Genomic DNA, 17,410 nt, shown 5'->3' on the forward strand with positions numbered 1-17,410 from the left:
CATTAGGCTCTGGGATAATTGTTTATATATTTTATAATTAACGTCGCTCCTATAATTAGAGAGCCAATGATTATTTTAGTAGCGATCGCTCAAGGAAATGCTATAGCGGTTAGCACTTTTATCCATATGTTCCCTCGTTAAGAAAAATCTTTGCACATATATCTTGAAATTGAGAATTGCTATATTCAGTATTAAACGTAATAAAGCTGAATATCAGCGTTTCTAGGTAAGCTTTATGAAATATTTATGAAATAATCTTAAAGACAAACACCTGTTATACCTCGCTTGCTATGGTTTGGTGCGTCATGGCTTGCAGCGTAGAAAGAGGAACTTGATAGAAATACTGACGTATAAATTGTTCTTCGCGGACGGCTGCTAAAAATTGGGAAGGGTGAGGAGAGTTATGAGTTTCTAGAGACGGCGATTTATCGCATCTTGAATTTTGAATTGTTAATTCTTCAGTGTGTACTTCGGATAAATTACTTGTTACCTCAAAACCGAGATGAGAAAGAGCTTGTAGTCCCATACGGAGAGCGCGATCGCTTATGCCTAACTTTTCGTGGAGTTGAGCTAGGGTAGCCGATGAACCAGTGCGAGCGAGATATTTAGCAATTCCTATTAGCTGCTGCCAAATTTCCGTTGGCGAGTTAATTTCGGGTGGTGGATAAGCGATCGCTAGTTTCTGATTTGCCGCAATTGCCCGTCTAAACCACATTTGTAACTCATCCCAGCTACTCGGACACTCTTTTATCATTAATACTGAATAATCAGCCTCCGGGGTTTCAGCACGCCAGTCTAAAATCCAGTCCAACTGAGTAGAAGAGATACCAAATTCAGACTGGGCGCTGGGTTTGACGGCTATAAGACGGATTTCGTATCGTTTTTTGTAGGTATTAAAGTCTAATTCAGCGATCGCATCGCACCGACAATCCGCAGGCACTTCATCCTTATAATGTCCCCACCAGATACCGGGAAAGCCTATATCTGCCGAATCATCCCAAATTTCTAATTCAGTCTTGATGTATTGAACTTTTCTACCTTTAAAATCCTGAGAATTACGATTCCAAATATTATCAAACCAGCAATTTTGGATAAGGATTTTTGGCGCTGGATTTCCCATACCGCAGGGTTCTAGTAGTTTCAGTTCCCTAAATAAATCCTTGCCTAATTCTCGCACCTTACAAACAATATCTGCTTGCACAACTGGAAGGCCAGTATTAACATTTAACTGCTTAACTTGTTGGTTAATTGCTTGTGCAAACAGGGGAACATTTTCTACTGGAATACTTAAGCCAGCCGCCATAGGATGACCCCCAAAGCGGTGTAATAGGTGTGCTTGGTCTTTCACCAATTTATAAAGATCAATTCCATTAACCGAACGGGCAGAACCACGCGCTAAGGCGATTTTGGATTTTGCGAGTTCCGGGCCTCTGCCTGGGAATGGGATTTTGGATTCTTCTGCATCTTGGGGGTCATCCGTACTTAATAAAATGGTCGGTCTTCCGTATTCTTGGGCAACTTGACCAGCAACTAAACCCAATACACCAGCAGGCCATTGCTCATCTACAAGAACAATAACGCTAGTAGTTGATAAGTCTAACTGAGCTATTTTTACTTTAACTTGTTGTACGACATCTTTTTGTAAAGACTTGCGGCGGGAATTAGCTAATTCAGCATCATAAGCTAATTCTTCACAGCGTTTTTCATCTTGGCTGGTGAGCAATTCAACGCAGAAAGAGGCATCGCCTTGGATGCGGCTGACCGCATTAATACGGGGGCCAAGTCCGAAGGAAATATCTGTCGGGCGATCGCCACTCCTTTGACACAATTCCAGTAGCTTCGCCACACCGGGGCGATTGATTTGGGATTTTGAATTTTGGGTTTTGGATTGCAGTTGCAGCCGTTCAATTCCGCGCTGTGCTAAATAACGACAATCGCCGCTTAGTTGCACTAAATCAGCAATAAGACCAATCGCCACTAAATCCAATAAACCGTCTAGAGGCTGGTTGGGGATATCCGGCAATGTTTCATAAAGCGCCTCTATTAACTTATAGGCAACTGCAACGCCAGAAAGATGATATAGCGGATGTTCGACAGATAAATAGCGGGGGTTGATGATAGCAGTTACTGGCGGACGTTCATCTGGCAGCGTGTGGTGATCGGTGACAATTGTATCGATTCCCAAGCTGCGGGCATATTCAATTTCGCTGATATTTGTGCTGCCAGTATCGCAGGTAACAATTAATTTACATCCCTGAGAGGCAAGCAAATCAATTCCCTGGCGGTTCAAGCCGTGAGATTCAGTTAAGCGATTGGGGATGTAGTAAATTAACTGCGAATTTTTAGTAAAAAACTGTCCCAATCCGTCCCATAAAACAGATGTTGCAGTAATGCCATCGGCGTCAAAATCTCCCCAAATGGCAACAATTTCAGCACGCGATCGCGCTTGTTGCAATCTTTCAACCGCCCAGCGCATTTCTATCCCAAATTCAAACGCGCTTGCAGGTTTATACAAGTTCGGGTTTAAAAAACCTGGCAGTTGTTCTGCGTCTCTAATTCCACGCTGCCACAACAATTGTGCCGCATAATTACCAGATAGATCGGGCGCGTGGCGTCTTACTTCTTTAATTAACCATTCTGGCGGTTCAATTGTTGGCTGGACTTGCCACTGGGATAGTTGCTCTGACATTTTAATACAGTTTTATATTTTAGATTTGGGATTGGGGAAACCATCACCAGCAGGCGTTTGCAGCGAGTATTTTAAATATCAGGAGATGGGCGGTATACTCGGAGGTTCGACAGGTGGTAGGGGGGTTTCAGTAACCATTACTTTAGTAGCCGCTTCGCTGGCAATTCCTTGGGGTTGTGCAGAAGGACGACGGCGCGATCGCTTATAAGCAGCCCTCTCAGCTTTTTCACGCTCGTAAGAAATTAGTCTCCCATAATAATCGTGCTTGCTCAAGTTCATCGACAAGAAAATGTGCTGACGGGTATTGCCAAAACCTTTGCGGCTAAAAAACTTTACTGCTGGAATATTTGCAGGATCGGTATCAACAAGCATGAATCTCACCCCGTCTTCGATCATTCTTTCCACTAACTTATCTACCAGCTTATCTCCTACCCCTCGGCGCTGAAAATTAGGGCTAACTCCCAGCCACATTATGTAACCATAAGTCCAAGATGCCTTACTAATAACTGTTCCTAAAATGAAGCCTGCTAGTTGTTCGTCTATTTGGGCAACAAGACAATATTCTGGGTCTGTATTGTAAAGTCCAATTACCTCCCATTCATCCCACGTTCTATACAAATAAGGGTACAAATCGCTGGTAAATACAGATTCGCCCAAATGGTAAACTGGCGCGAGGTCGTCAATCTCCAAGTCTCGGACAAAAACAGAGCTGTGATTGGAGTATTCTGCCTCGTGTTTATCATTGTCGGTCATAACTAAAAATTAGGGTGGGCACTGCCCGCTAGTAAGGCTACAAGGATACTTCTTGAATGTTATCTAAAGTTGAGAGCAAATTTAGATTAACAGCTTCTGCTGCTGATTCGCGATCGCGATCGCAGCGAACTGCAAAGCTACAGTTTCCACAATAACGAGAATCTTCTGCTACTTGCGGAAAGTTTTCGCCTGTCTGTTCGTAGCGTCGCAGCCAACCTGTTAACTTAGTTACCAAACTACTTAAATCCCGTTGCGTTTGCTCGTGCTGTGTAGAATTGTAGTTAAATTTTAAGCTTTGTGGCTCAGGTTGAGACTGGACAAACCAGTAAGTCATCGAAATTTGTTCGGGCAAATAATCGCTAGTTTCAGCTAACACGTACAAATATAGACGAGTTTGCCAATCATGTTCTAAATGTTGTCTTTTTTTGGGTTTAGGATACGTTTTCCAATCCAAAATTTGAGAACTTTGGGTTTCTTCAATCAACAAGTCATAAATAACTGTCAGCAAATAGCCCTGAAAATTTAAAGTTCGACAATGTTCCGCTTCGCGGAAAGTCCCAGGAATTGTTCTAAAAATTTCTGGCGCTGAACTAAACAGCGCCGTCACGCAGCTTTGTAGCTGGGCGTCTTCCTGAATTAGGGATTCTACTGGCAATCCCAACTCGCGCTGCTGCATTATCAAGTGAAAACGACTGCCCCAATTTTGCTTTTCTTGTTGTTCTGGGCTGATGGGTGAACCTAGCTGATCGAAATATATATGTTGAAATTTTCTAGGACAAGTTTCTAGTAAATTTAGCTGACTTTGAGACAAGCGAGTGAGAGTTGTTTTCGCTGGAATTTCAGTTAGGCTGTTCATGGTTGATTGTTCGTTTTTTGTGGCTGTAGTTTGCCCAATATTATCGAGGCAGAGCCTCTCTAATTCATTCCCAGGCTATGCCTGGGAACGAGTAAAAAAGGCTAAATTCCAGATTTTATAATTCCATCCTTTAGGCTTTAGTCAGCACAAATACACTTCCTTGGTTGCCGCGACTAATTCGCAGGTCATTATCTAGATAGGTGGTATCTAACCACGCTTGTTGATTTTCTGAATTGATATTAAAGTCAATCGCCGGGAAGGTTTTGCCCATTTCAATTTGCTCAATAAACTCAGATGGAGTCTGATAGCCGATTAAACGTTGCAAACCAGAAATGGAACGCTGAAATTGTACCTGTACTCGGCGTTCAGACAGAGGGGTAAACCGGGCGGTAACGCTGACTATCCCTTCAAGATAAGGCAGCCCATAGACTTCGGCGATGTTGTACACTTTAGCTTCTTTGGCGCGGATGCATTGATATATTTGACCGAGTTTTAGCAAGGGCAGGGCGTCGATGTTTAAAAGCCCTCCACTGGTGGTGTAAAGCAGACGCCAATTGCCATCGAGCAGTTCGGGTGCTTCAATTGGTCGGGGGGTGGGGTTGCGGTCTTCGAGTTGGGCAACTGCTGCCAAAATTGCTTGTTTGTCGGTTTCGGTTGCTAGCAGGCCACGATTCTTACCAGCGATCGCTTCTAACAGTGCTGATTTCTTCATAAATTTTTATAAGTCTTTGCTTGACAGAGCATAGTATCCAGGTTATCAACTACAATTTTGGCAGTGCTAAAGTCTGGATGTCTAATCCCCCCATTTCTATGTATAATCCTGCCTTACGTGAAGAACCCCGTCATAGACCTGCTGCTGTAATTCCCTTGCAGCAAGAACCTTCCATTCTTAACTGGCTACAATCAACGGGACGCTTGCTGCCGCGCGATGCCAAAGACGATCAATATGGCCTTGAAGCTGAAGGCGATATCAACGAACTGATGGGGGTCGATGATACTTTCGTCGACGATGTTGATATCGATGACGATGACAGCGATATCGCTTTGGATGAGGAATAGTTCCCTGACGCAGCTACCCGCTGCGTGAAAGTTTAAACAGGGCGTAATGGGTGTGGAGTGAACGGTAAATCTGTGGACGCTAAATTATTTTCTGGCCAGTCGTTAAAGCCTTCAGGAACCAGCTTGCTCGTGTTGCTGGGATTGGGTGTAACGCTGGCTTCACTATTTTTGGATTGGATAAACGGTAAATTGCCAATTTTGGCACTCTCCCTAACCTTGCCATTGTGGGTTTCTGCCTTGTCTGTGGCTGCTTTAGGCTTCTGGGCAGTCCCATTCTTGCAAGCACTCAAAGCTGGGCAATTTATTCGCGAGGATGGCCCTCAAGCTCATTTGAAAAAAGCAGGCACTCCAACGATGGGCGGTGTGTTTGTTGTTCCGGTGGGAATTGCGATCGCTCTGGTATGGTCGGGATTTTCCTCAGAAGTTATTGCTACTTCGCTTTTGACTCTAGCCTACGCAGGTATGGGCTGGCTGGATGATTGGCAAAAAATCCGAGGTCGGTCTAATAAAGGTCTGTCGCCACAGATGAAACTGCTGCTGCAAATTGCTTTTGGCATTTTGTTTTGCGCGTGGCTTTTTTTAAATCAACCAGCTAGCATCACCACTATTGCCTTACCTTTTGGCTTGGCAATTCCTTTAGGGTTGCTGTTTTGGCCGTTGGCTGTGTTCGTCCAAGTGGCTGAGAGCAACGCAACAAATTTAACAGATGGCGTAGATGGATTGGCTGCGGGGACGGGCGCGATCGCGCTTTTGGGTCTTGCTGCCCTAATTGCTCCAACTTACCCCACTCTGGCGATCTTCTGCGCTTGCATGAGCGGCTGTTACCTTGGCTTCGTAGTCCACAACCGCAATAAAGCCAGCGTCTTCATGGGCGATACTGGTTCTATGGCACTGGGAGGCGCACTGGCAGGGGTAGGGCTGGCAAGTCAGTCTCTATGGCCGCTGTTTATCCTCAGCGGTATTTTCTTTGTTGAAGCCATCTCCGTTATGGCTCAAGTCGGCTACTATAAAGCCACAAAAGGCCCAGATGGTGTTGGCAAGCGCTTGCTGAAAATGGCACCAATCCACCACCATTTAGAATTGAGTGGGTGGACAGAAACTCAAGTTGTGGCTGTGTTTTATGTAGTTGCTGCGCTTCTGGCTGTTCTAGCTTTCATCCTGAAATAAAAGATTTTTATCGCCAGTAAACGCAGATGAACGCAGATAATTATCTGCGTTTATTTGTTTTTATAAAGATGGTGATGCCAAAAGGAACTGAAGCCGAGATAATTCAATAAAGGGTAATTTTTAAGGTTTAAAGTTTTTACCCGATGAACCAAAATTTACCAAGAGTTGCTGTTGTTGTGCCCGTCTATAATGGCGAGGCGGATTTACCAGATTTAATTAGTTGTCTGCGATCGCAAACTTACCCAGCAGACTTAGTAGACTATTTGCTGGTAGACAATAACAGCAGCGATCGCACCGCCACCATCCTTCAAGAAGCCGCCGCCTCAAACGAAATAACAATCTGCCCGTTAATAGAAAACCAAATTCAAAGTTCCTACGCCGCTCGCAATGCTGGCATCCGCGCCGCAACTGCGGAAATTATCGCTTTCACCGACGCAGATTGCCGCCCTCAGCCTAACTGGTTGCACGAACTAATTCAGCCCTTCATTAACCCAACTGTTGGTATCGTCGCCGGTGAAATTGTCGCCCTCCCCGGTAAAACTCTCCTCGAACAACACGCCACGAGCGGCGATACTCTATCGCAAAAGCACACCCTAGCGCATCCCTTCTGTCCATACGGTCAAACTGCTAATTTAGCCATACGGCGGCAAATATTCGAGCAAGTAGGTTTATTTCGTCCTTACCTCACCACAGGCGGCGATGCTGATATTTGTTGGCGCATCCAGAAGCAAAGCGAATGGCAATTGCAGTTTGCTCCCGATGCCATCGTTCAACATCGACATAGAGCTACCCTGCGCGAATTGCAAAGCCAATGGCGTCGCTACGGGCAATCAAATCGCTACTTGCACGAGCTGCATGGGGTAGATTTGATGAGGGAATTCACCCCTCAAGAATATTTTTATCGCTTGAGTCGGTGGCTGCTTAAAGAATTACCGATAACAAGTGTAAAATTCATCGCTGGCAAAGCTACGCTCGTAGACTTGGTGAGTACGCCGATTGGCTTGGTGAACGTGCGATCGCGTTCTGATGGGCAACGGGAAGCAAAACTCTCAGAACAAGCTAAAGCGATCGCTTGGCTAACCAAATAGACGAGCAGAAGATCTTCTAGAGACGGCGAGCTATCGCGTCTGCGATAATTCTAGGTAACTTTACGCCAAAATTATCAAACTTGAAGCAGAATATATCAAAAAAGGTAGCATTTGTATAGCCCAGAATTCCGAACAAATAGGCTCAAAAAAAGTTCGCTAGATTAAAAAAAAACTAGCGGCAAAGGTGAAATAAATGTCAGCACAATTGTTACTTGTAGATGACGAACCCGGCTTGCGCGAAGCAGTACAAGCCTATTTGGAAGACAGCGATTTTAAAGTTCAGGTAGCCAGCAACGCCCGCGACGCCTGGGATATCCTGCAAAAGAACCCCCCTGACTTAGTAATATCAGACGTTATGATGCCCCAGGTGGATGGCTATCAGTTCCTCAAACAAATGCGCGAAGACCCCCGCTTTAAGGCCCTGCCAGTCGTGTTTTTAACTGCCAGAGGCATGAAGTCAGACCGCATCCAGGGTTATCAAGCGGGTTGCGATGCTTATCTCCCCAAGCCATTTGACCCGGATGAGTTAGTGGCTATTGTGGGAAATTTGCTGGAACGTCGTGCGGCGACAGCGACGGCAGCTGGTGGGACTACGGATATTGACGAGATTGCAAAGCAGATTGCACAAATTAGAGCGATGTTAGAAGGACGGACGGGAATCGTCCAGACGCCTTCGCCCATCCGCATCGACTTAACGCCGCGAGAGCAAAGTGTTTTAGACTTGGTGGCGCAAGGGCTGATGAATAAAGAAATAGCCCGCCGCTTAGATACCAGCGTCCGCAACGTCGAGAAGTACGTCAGCCGCTTGTTTAGCAAGACTGGAACTAATAGCCGTACTGAGTTGGTGCGCTATGCTTTGGAACACGGTTTGACTAAGTGACTATTTCAGATGGGGCATACCCAATGCCCCTTTTTCATTAGATGAGGGCGATCGCTCCTGCTATTGTGAAGCAAGATTACAACTTTTTAAGAAAGTTATTGTTTCTCATCTAATTTCTCAGGTGATTGTTATCTTCGTTAGATACATTACAAAAGACGAATAAAAGATATGCAATTTTCAAAATCACCAAAACACCTGGGTCAATCAATCTCTATGGCTTTCCTTCAAGTGGCGATGAGCCTTGGCATCATTGGATTGATGATTATGCAAACTGGTGTGGTGGAATAAATCTTCTCATTTTTGAGAATTTACAATGCAAAGCCGCTTAGAAATGAGCGGCTTTGCTGTCTAGGTTAGAAGTAATTGGATATAGCTAATTATAACTAGACCAGCCTCTACCTAAAGGAATAAATCCAGTGAGTTAATATAGTTTTAGCACCTGTGCTATTTAGTAGCTCAGGTGCAGCCAGCCTTTAATATCGGTAATTAACAAGAGTTAGGGCGCTGGCTATAAGGTTAAATTTATTAGTTTCAGAATTACCTGCGATCGCGCAGATATTTACTGCTCTCCAAAAATAAAATTTACAACTACTTAATCACCAACAAGCTAAAGAAATTCACTAGATAAGCATAGAAAGTGAATTTAATTTATTCTCTCGGTGTTAGTCCTGATGGGCAAACTCTTGCTAGTAGCAGTGAAAATAAGACCTAGACAGCAATCCTCTCACCTACAGACACAGCTTTTATGTGGAGGGGGTTTGGGGGACGCACCCGTCCCCCAACAGGGGGTTTGGGGGTCTCCCCCCAATTCCGGGTTTTTCTCACCTATGTAGAGGGTGCTTAGGGCCTTTGCTCAAGAAATATTTGCGTTCGCCTTATAAACCTCTGGTAGCTGCCACCAAGGAACTTGAGGATATTCATGGTGTTCCTCATGGTAGCCAAAATGATAGCAGGTGATAAATGACCACAAAATTGGCAGGGCATTACTTTGGGCACGATGACGATTAGTGTAGCCGCCTTCTGGCTCGCGGTGGGGTAGAAAAGTGCCAAAATAAAACAATTGGACGGAACTCAAAAGTGAGGGAATAACCCAAAATAAAGTTAGATTTATTTCGGGTATGTGTAGCGTGTAAGTAATCAGGTTATAAATCGCCATCAGACCTATGACCCGCGTCCAGCTCCAGTAGCGCATCATAAAAGAAACGTACCAGGCAAAGAAATTTTTGCGCTTGTTGTCGTGAAAATCTGGATCTAATTCGCTAGCCGGATGTTGATGGTGCAAACCATGCTTTTTGAGCAATTTATCATAAGGTAATAGTGCATAAACTAATAATGCTACTGTACCGATAAAATTATTAATTTTGCGATTTTGGGGAAATACCACTCCATGCATGGCATCGTGAGCCGTAATGAATAATCCCGTGTAGAGGAAGGTTTGCCAAACCATGAGTGGTAATCTCCATAAAATAGGAATTTTGGAGACATCAAGGGAGCATAAGAAAACAAGGCTAGTCGCCCATATTCCAATAATGCCTAAAGCAATTACCAGTCCATGAGGTGTAGTTTCACTTTTTGCTTTTGGGGTAATGTTTGTTAGTTGCATGGCTACTTGGTCAGATTGAAACACAATTTACTCCGCATATCTTAAAAGTGAAGATTTACAAGCTAGATAATTAGCCTGCAAATGAGAAAATACTCGCGATCGCAAATCCACTGTATTAAGCAATGTAAAGCTACTATAGCTAGTGTAAAGCGATCGCAGCCGAAGCGCAGAAGCGGATATCCCTCCGCCGTGCCTGCGGTGTATGCCCGAAGCCCGGTGATATGCGTTGCGTAAGAGTTTAAATTCCTTGCCAGCCTCTTGCCTCCCCTCTTGGGCATTAGTACTGGTGTGGAACGCGATCGCCCGCCGAGACATAAGATAGTAAATTTTTACTGGCTAATATTCGGAAGCAGGTTAAGCAAGTCACGAACCACGCTATAGCCAGCCAGATCCCAAAGTAAGTAAGCTAAAAAGCCGATCATAGCCAAGCGCCCATTCCACAGCTCAGCCTGGGGATTCCAGCCAAAAATAAAGCTATTGCGGTCTAAGCCATTGTAGGCTGTAGCAACAGGGGGTAAATCTGTAGTACGAGTTTCCATTGTTTACATTCCTTAATAAATTTGTTATGTCCTCATCCTAGCCATGCACCAACCTACTGCGCTCTGCCTTTAGTTCCAAACTGCATACAGTTCTAAAGGGAGATGAGGAGTGTTTGGAGAAAGTGGCGTAGTACACAAAATTAATCAAACACTAAACTATTCCATTGGGAAGAGGAGTTATTGCCCCTAGCTGTTCATAAAGTTAAGCAAAAATGTCACTAATAGCCCGTGAATATGCCTTTGGCGGCGGGAGAGAATACCTCAGTTGTCATCGAATATCTGACCGTAGCTAGAAGGTTTTTCTGTTGTTATTAAACAATCTATAAAAGATATCAGCAGTATTTTATGGAAGGAAATAATGGCTTCTACAGTACTTATTACAGGTGCTTCCCAAGGCATCGGCAAAGCAACAGCTGAACTATTTGCCAGCAAAGGAGAATATAACATTGTACTCGCTGCTCGTCAGCCCGACAGATTGGAAGCTGTAGCCCAAGATTTGCAAAAACTAGGTCATTCAGCGCTAGCCGTCCCCACAGATGTCAGAGATCCTGACCAAGTACAGGCGCTAGTCCAAAAAGCGCTAGATCGCTTTGGCTCTATCGACGTACTAATTAACAATGCAGGTCGCTACATATCGGGGCCAGCTGATAAATTTTCTTTAGAAGATTGGCATAAAACTATAGACCTAAATTTGTGGGGATATATCCACACAATTCATGCCCTACTGCCGCATTTTTTACAGCGAGGAAGCGGAACAATTGTTAATCTCAGTTCTATCGGCGGCAAAGTTCCTATTGCGTATTTAGTGCCTTACTCTACTAGCAAGTTTGCTGTTACCGGATTGACAGAATCGCTGCACGCGGAACTAGCACCCAAAGGCATCCATGTTTGTGGTATTTATCCGAATTTGATCAAGAGTAGCTTGATGGAACGGGCTATCTTTCGAGGCATAGATGATGAGGATGCTCAAGCCCGTCGCGAACAGCTTAATATGGTGTTAAAGGTTCCGGTAGTGGAAAAGCCTGAAGATGTGGCAAAAGCAATTTGGGATGCGGTGAAACATAAGAAGTCTGAGGTTGTTGTCGGTTCTGCGAACTTATCGCAGGCTTCTTATCGGCTGTTTCCTGGTTTGATGCAGTGGGTGTTTAGAAAAACCTTCCAGTTGAAAGATAGCGTTTGAACTCAAAGCTTGAGCCAAAAATACGGTGGATTATTAGTATTTTCTTTGTTAGGGCAGCTTTTGTTAAAGGTTTATCGCTTGTTGCTAAAACAGGAAGGATGATAGGCGCGGCAATTGCTGCTCTAACTCTTAGAGCTATAACAGTTGCTCCGCCATCAATTTTTTAAATAAGTCGTTAAGTTTGATAAGAGATTAATTTAGCTTAAAAATAAATAGATAATAGGTAAAAATAACAATGCTTGAATAGCTTTTTAGATAAAGATTTAAATTGTAATTGCTATTAACTTTTTCTATAGATACACTGGGAAGCGATCGCAATTTAGATACAAGCGATCGCTCCTTTTGCACATCCCGCTAACAAATAGTTAAAGGCGCTGTAGCAAGCTCAAGCCGTGAGTATCAGTACCGCAGGTATTTAACAATCCGTAAGTTTCACTCAGGCGTTTCACCTTTTCAGTTTCCCTGGGGCTGGGTTTCCAGGGGTTCGGGTTGTTGTAAGCATAATATGTTTCTACACCGTCAATCCCCAGTTGGGCAGCAACTGGGATGAGTTCTTCAGCAGAACGACGGTAGCGCGACGGGTGGGCTAAAACTGCCAAACCACCCGCCTGATGCAGGGCGAGAATTACATTAGCTGCCCAGCCATCGACATCTTGAGGTGCTTTGCCTTGTAAATAGATCTGCAAACTGGGGTGGTGTGGATCGAAGTCATACCCCAAGATATGAACTTCCGTTCCCAGTAGGCTAGCCGTGATTTCTACACCAGCCCAGAGGTGGGGTAGTGCTTGAGAATTGGGGGATTGCTGTTGCTGGTTTTCTAGCCAGGTTTTAGCCACAAGGTAACCACCTATATTATGGTGATCGGTGATGGTAAGACCTTTGAGGCCAATGTTCGTTGCCTGCTCTATCAACTCTTCTGGCGTCAGCCTGCCATCTGAGTGGATCGTGTGCATGTGGAAGTTGAAGGAGCGGGGGCAACTTTCGGGATGTATCGTTTCAAAGACTTGTTTGAGTGTTAGTGTATTCTGCGCTGCTGGCTGGGAGAAAGTAGAAGTTTGAGCAGGATAAATCGCCATAACAGCCTCGCTTGCGTCGTGGGCATTGATTAACTGGATGCAAGCCTCAACCGCCGATTGCGGAACTTGCGTTTTCAATTCTTAACATTACCCTAGCAAAACTAAACCGGATTTGGCTGTTGCGGTAGCGGTGGTTGGAGGCTGAAAGTATTGTACATGCGTAGCTTGCAGCCAGATTGAAGCTGGTGGCTTAAAAGTTTTGTTTAGACGGTGCGGTGAGGAATAGGTTTATTTTAGGGCATCGCGTGTATGCTGCGATCGCGAAGAAGCGCTGACTTGTCAGCTCGCGCTGGGATAAGCTGGCTCGAAGAAAAGAGGGGCGAATGGCGAGGGTAGAATCTATAGATTGCTCTAGAAGCCTTTCTCACTATTCGCTCCTCTTCACTTGCCCATGTCTGAGTTACGAGTTTTCCAAGCCTGGTTGAGTAGTTCAGTCCAGCGCTTTTGCACTTGTTTGGCGGTTAATTTGAGGGCTTTGGCAATATCGCGTTCGCTGGCTTTGGCTTGTTTGAGTTCCCACATTTCCTGCTGTTCTGGAGAGAGTTGAGACCAAAAGGCTTCCCATTGGTCAGAAGACAGTCCCAGCTTTTGGTCAATGTCTGCCCCCAGCCATTGATGCACCAGTTGCCATTGAGAATTAAGAGCGAATTTTTCTACATGGTACTTAAAACGCTGTTGCAGGTAGTCGCGCTGACGGGGTGTTAGACCGAGGATTTCGTCAATTTCTGGTGCGGCGAGGTCTTGCATTTTTAGCACCAAGTAGTCCACACAGTCTGACTGACCTTGAGACTCAAGATATTGCATCAGTTCAGAGAAGACGCGATCGCGCACGACTGCCTCGGCTGGGTCAGTAGTTGAAGCAACCATCTTCGAGCGCACTTGTTGCATCATGGGCGACCGACTTTGTGCCTCGGCTTCCTCTCCCTTCGCGAATTCAACTGCCCCTTCGATATCCATAGTAGTTTCGCTGGGCTGGCGTTTGGCAAACCCTTGGGCACGCAGCACGATCAATTGTTGGTTTGTGCCATTTGGCAAATTGATGCGGCGTTTAGCATACAGCTCGGTGAAAGCCATATACTCGGCAAGTTCTAACTGAGTGCGAGGAGTGTATTCTCCGGTAAGTTGGTTTTCTCTCCGGAAGGCTTTGAGTGACTCAGCGTAAAACTCTTGTAGGAAATCTTCAATTAGGTTATAGCGAGCTTGAAATCCCAACTGAGAGTGGCCAGTCGCCACGTAACGGTAAACCATAGCACTGAGCGTGCTGTGCAGTTCAATGCGACCCCGTTTTGCACCAACTTGGTGGTAAGCCAGACACTTTTGCAAACGGTGACGACCCAGAGAAACCTGCCAGGAGCGAACCTCGCCGCTGGTTTGGATGCGAGCGCTCTTGCTACAAATCCGTTCTACCTCCATCGCCATCCGGCGGGCTACCGCCTCAACGCGACCGGAAGCGGCTCCGACTCCTTGCTGTATTTCCTCTAGCAACAGAGAAGTCAGAGCTTGCGTGTCAATTCCCGTTACCGGATCGGGGGACTCATCGTTGCTTTGGTTAACTGAAGCTTGATGTATAGAATTGGCAGTTTCTACTTGCATGGTATAGCGCCCGAAAATTTACAGTTACGACATGGATGACACTTGAGAGGGGGGAATGTTTCTTCTGTGGATGAAATCCACTCAATCTCCTTTTCTCATCTGTCTATACTTAGACTGTAAACGGCTAAACTTGGCTCAGGGCTTTGTTTTGTACACTTCCTTGCATCGGACTCCCGCGATCGCTTATGAGGAAATTTGCCCCCAGATCTGATGTTGAGGTTAAACCCTTGAGCTACGGGCACTTGAGCCGTGTTATTGGCTAGTGGATGCAGGCGTGCTAGCAGTAGATACCAGCAGGTATTAGTGGACGGTCAAAGAATTGGCTAATATACAGCCTTTTTTCCGAAATCCTGGTTTGCGGCTTGTAGCCTAATGTCCGTCGTAGGTAGCCGACTTAAACAGTTAAAGAAATTCAAGACAAGGGCGCGATCGCGCGATCGCATCCCAAGCCCACCAACACAAGAGTTTTATTAGCTGACTGGTGACGCCCAAGCGATCGCCGCTTCCCATCCCAGACCTTGCCGCACGAGCGCGGGTTCTTCATTCGTCAAGTCCAAAATTGTGGACACCTCGAACCCCGGCTCCACACCATCATCCACAATTACATCGACCAGCTTATCCAACTGGTCAAATAATTTCGCTCTCTCTAGAGGCGCCGTTGGCGTGCCGCCTTCATCTTCTTGGAGGTGAGCCGACGTAGATATAATCGGATTACCCAACGCCTGTAAAAGCGACTGACAAATTTGGTGGTCGGGCACTCGAATTCCAGTAGTTTTGCGTTTGGGATTCTGGACGAGACGAGGCACTAACTTGGTGGCAGGCAACAAAAAGGTGTAAGGCCCTGGAATCAGACTCTTCATAATACGATAGGCGCTATCGTTGACCAGGGCATATTGGGCAATGTTAGATAGAGACGAACACAGGAACGTCAGAGGCTTATCATTGGATAGCTGCTTGATCCGCCGCACGCGCTCTAATGCTGACTTTGAGTTCATGTCGCAGCCAATCGCATATACAGTATCAGAGGGATATAACATCACAGCGCCATTTCGTAGAGCCTGTACGATTTGTTCTACTAGGCGTGTTTGGGGTGTCTCCGGATGAAGTGTGTAGATAGTAGCCATATACCTAACCTGACAATACGATTGAATGCTGAGGACTTTTTTACCGTCGCGACGAAGAGGCGCGGACTGAGTGGGAGAGCAGGGGAAGCAGAACCAGGGTCGAAGAGTTTTTTATCTTAAATTATGCTGACAGCTAGGTGGGTGTATTACTTGAAGCCCCAGCTAGGTTATAGATTGATGGTGTAATCGACTTGTGTCTAAAGTCTAAATGAACAAGCTAGCTTATTTGGAATGTCCTACGGGAATTGCGGGTGATATGTGCTTGGGGGCACTCGTAGATGCGGGTGTTCCTTTAGAATACTTGATTGAAAAGCTCAATCAATTGGGGATTTCCCACGAATACCAGTTACGGTCTGAACGTGTCCAGCGCAACGGTCAGCAGGCGACGAAAGTGCATGTCGATTTGCGGGGGAAGTTGAATTTGGAGGAAAACAATAGCTACCATCATCACGACGGGGGACACACTAACAACCACGATCGCCACCACGAGCATCATCATCTGCATCAGGATAGTTCGGCTACGCGGCACTTGCCAGAAATAGAAGATTTGATTGCAGCCGCAGGTTTGCCTTCAAGAGCGATCGCCGGAAGTTTGGCAATATTTCGCCAATTGGCAGAAGCTGAAGCAGCGGTTCATGGAATTCCACCAGAGCAGGTTCATTTCCATGAAGTGGGAGCCACTGATGCCATTGTAGATATTGTTGGTACGTGTTTGGGGCTGGATTGGCTAGGAATTGACGAACTGTATTGTTCTGCACTTCCAACTGGTGGCGGGACGGTGAGGGCGGCTCACGGTCAGCTATCGGTTCCCGTCCCAGCAGTGTTAAAGTTGTGGGAATCGCGTCAGGTTCCGGTTTATTCTAATGGCATTGAGAGAGAACTGGTGACGCCGACTGGGGCTGCGATCGCGTGTACTTTATGCACCAGTTTTGGCCCCCCTCCTGCTATGACAATTCATCGCATTGGCTTGGGTGCGGGTTCGCGCCAGTTACCAATTCCCAATGTCTTGCGCCTGTGGATTGGTTCGCCACAAGATACCCCCATCAGTCGAGTTGAATCGCAGGAAGCCTCTGAAAGCCCTTATCTAGAAACTATCTCTGTCCTCGAAACGCAAATCGATGATTTGAGTCCTCAAGCTATTGGCTATGTATTTGAGGTACTGTTCGCTGCTGGTGCGGTCGATGTCTTTACTCAGCCGATTGGTATGAAAAAGTCTCGAACGGGCATTTTGCTAACTGTTATTTGTCATCCAGAGCAAATAGCCGCCTGCGAAACGGTGCTATTCCGGGAAACAACGACACTAGGAGTGCGCCGCTTTACTCAGCAACGCTCGATTTTACAGCGCGAAATCCAACAGGTGCAAACAGCTTATGGCTCGATTCGGATGAAGGTAGCTTGGATGGGGCGCGCAGATAATAAAACTTTAGCCAACGTGCAGCCCGAATATGAAGATTGCGCCGATATAGCAAGGACAAATAACCTAGCTTGGCGCGAGGTACATCAAATGGCACTGGATGCCTGGTATCGGCAACATTAGTAAGCTTATTAGCTTGGATATTTAGGTAAAAATCTTTCTGAGAATTTCCTAACACTGTTAGGGGAATTCTCTTATGTTGTTGTAATTAAATAACTAGATCTAGATTAGATTGCAAACTAGATAATTGCATTTAATGACACTTTAAATACCTAACGGGACTTAAACTAAAATTTAGAATTAATAAAGGTATAATCGAGGTATGGCATAGATTTCACGTTGAAGGGCAAGCTATGAAACAGACAACTCCTGCCGCCATGCCTCCTTGC

16 protein-coding genes are annotated in these 17,410 nt (G+C 45.6%); 6 read left to right on the forward strand and 10 right to left on the reverse strand.

The window, feature by feature from the left end:
* Positions 1 to 274 precede the first annotated feature (274 nt).
* The 4 genes from H6F77_RS23395 to H6F77_RS23410 all read right to left on the reverse strand — a co-directional run bounded on the left by H6F77_RS23395 (position 275) and on the right by H6F77_RS23410 (position 5,010).
* Positions 275 to 2,689: a single-stranded-DNA-specific exonuclease RecJ gene (locus H6F77_RS23395; protein ID WP_190491320.1), complete on the reverse strand. Its 2,415-nt coding sequence runs from the start codon at positions 2,687 to 2,689 to the stop codon at positions 275 to 277.
* 78 nt (positions 2,690 to 2,767) lie between these two features.
* Positions 2,768 to 3,442, reverse strand: coding sequence for a GNAT family N-acetyltransferase (locus H6F77_RS23400; RefSeq protein ID WP_190491321.1), 675 nt, complete (start codon positions 3,440 to 3,442; stop codon positions 2,768 to 2,770).
* 37 nt (positions 3,443 to 3,479) lie between these two features.
* The gene (locus H6F77_RS23405; RefSeq protein ID WP_190491322.1) at positions 3,480 to 4,298 is read right to left on the reverse strand and encodes a PD-(D/E)XK nuclease family protein; all 819 of its coding nucleotides are present in this window, start codon (positions 4,296 to 4,298) and stop codon (positions 3,480 to 3,482) included.
* A 130-nt stretch (positions 4,299 to 4,428) separates the two neighbouring features.
* Positions 4,429 to 5,010: a PAP/fibrillin family protein gene (locus H6F77_RS23410; RefSeq protein WP_190491323.1), complete on the reverse strand. Its 582-nt coding sequence runs from the start codon at positions 5,008 to 5,010 to the stop codon at positions 4,429 to 4,431.
* 20 nt (positions 5,011 to 5,030) lie between these two features.
* On the opposite strand from H6F77_RS23410, the gene H6F77_RS23415 reads away from it, so the two are divergent.
* The 4 genes from H6F77_RS23415 (at position 5,031) to H6F77_RS23430 (ending at position 8,492) form a co-directional block, all read left to right on the forward strand.
* Positions 5,031 to 5,357, forward strand: coding sequence for a DUF3134 domain-containing protein (locus H6F77_RS23415; RefSeq protein WP_242022522.1), 327 nt, complete (start codon positions 5,031 to 5,033; stop codon positions 5,355 to 5,357).
* Positions 5,358 to 5,429: 72 nt separating this feature from the next.
* Positions 5,430 to 6,524: a phospho-N-acetylmuramoyl-pentapeptide-transferase gene (gene mraY / locus H6F77_RS23420; RefSeq protein WP_190491324.1), complete on the forward strand. Its 1,095-nt coding sequence runs from the start codon at positions 5,430 to 5,432 to the stop codon at positions 6,522 to 6,524.
* A gap of 143 nt (positions 6,525 to 6,667) precedes the next feature.
* Positions 6,668 to 7,612, forward strand: a complete 945-nt coding sequence (locus H6F77_RS23425; RefSeq protein WP_190491325.1) for a glycosyltransferase family 2 protein — start codon at positions 6,668 to 6,670, stop codon at positions 7,610 to 7,612.
* A 193-nt stretch (positions 7,613 to 7,805) separates the two neighbouring features.
* Positions 7,806 to 8,492: a response regulator transcription factor gene (locus H6F77_RS23430; protein ID WP_190491326.1), complete on the forward strand. Its 687-nt coding sequence runs from the start codon at positions 7,806 to 7,808 to the stop codon at positions 8,490 to 8,492.
* Positions 8,493 to 9,345: 853 nt separating this feature from the next.
* On the opposite strand, the gene crtW is transcribed toward H6F77_RS23430, so the two are convergent.
* From crtW to H6F77_RS23445, 3 genes are read right to left on the reverse strand one after another with little or no spacing between them, the layout of a single operon-like run.
* Positions 9,346 to 10,119, reverse strand: coding sequence for a beta-carotene ketolase CrtW (gene crtW / locus H6F77_RS23435; protein WP_309228907.1), 774 nt, complete (start codon positions 10,117 to 10,119; stop codon positions 9,346 to 9,348).
* Between the two features lie 3 nt (positions 10,120 to 10,122).
* Complete coding sequence (locus H6F77_RS23440) at positions 10,123 to 10,410, reverse strand: hypothetical protein (RefSeq protein WP_190491327.1); 288 nt, start codon at positions 10,408 to 10,410, stop codon at positions 10,123 to 10,125.
* Positions 10,411 to 10,424: 14 nt separating this feature from the next.
* Complete coding sequence (locus H6F77_RS23445; RefSeq protein ID WP_190491328.1) at positions 10,425 to 10,634, reverse strand: chlorophyll a/b-binding protein; 210 nt, start codon at positions 10,632 to 10,634, stop codon at positions 10,425 to 10,427.
* Between the two features lie 358 nt (positions 10,635 to 10,992).
* On the opposite strand from H6F77_RS23445, the gene H6F77_RS23450 reads away from it, so the two are divergent.
* Entirely contained in the window at positions 10,993 to 11,814 is an 822-nt protein-coding gene (locus H6F77_RS23450) for an SDR family NAD(P)-dependent oxidoreductase (RefSeq protein ID WP_190491329.1), read from the forward strand.
* 365 nt (positions 11,815 to 12,179) lie between these two features.
* Here H6F77_RS23450 and H6F77_RS23455 read toward each other — a convergent pair whose 3' ends face one another.
* The 3 genes from H6F77_RS23455 to H6F77_RS23465 form a co-directional block, all read right to left on the reverse strand.
* On the reverse strand, positions 12,180 to 12,968 hold the full coding sequence (locus H6F77_RS23455) for a PHP domain-containing protein (RefSeq protein WP_375335965.1): 789 nt from the start codon (positions 12,966 to 12,968) through the stop codon (positions 12,180 to 12,182).
* 303 nt (positions 12,969 to 13,271) lie between these two features.
* A complete protein-coding gene (locus H6F77_RS23460; RefSeq protein ID WP_190491330.1) occupies positions 13,272 to 14,483 on the reverse strand; it encodes a HetZ-related protein in 1,212 nt (403 codons plus the stop codon).
* 470 nt (positions 14,484 to 14,953) lie between these two features.
* The gene (locus H6F77_RS23465; RefSeq protein ID WP_190491331.1) at positions 14,954 to 15,607 is read right to left on the reverse strand and encodes an L-threonylcarbamoyladenylate synthase; all 654 of its coding nucleotides are present in this window, start codon (positions 15,605 to 15,607) and stop codon (positions 14,954 to 14,956) included.
* A 208-nt stretch (positions 15,608 to 15,815) separates the two neighbouring features.
* Between H6F77_RS23465 and larC the strand changes: the two genes are divergently transcribed.
* Positions 15,816 to 17,144, forward strand: coding sequence for a nickel pincer cofactor biosynthesis protein LarC (gene larC / locus H6F77_RS23470; protein ID WP_190491332.1), 1,329 nt, complete (start codon positions 15,816 to 15,818; stop codon positions 17,142 to 17,144).
* The last annotated feature ends 266 nt before the right edge of the window (positions 17,145 to 17,410 follow it).

The sequence above is a fragment of the Microcoleus sp. FACHB-831 genome, from assembly GCF_014695585.1.
Taxonomy (GTDB): Bacteria; Cyanobacteriota; Cyanobacteriia; order Cyanobacteriales; family FACHB-T130; genus FACHB-831.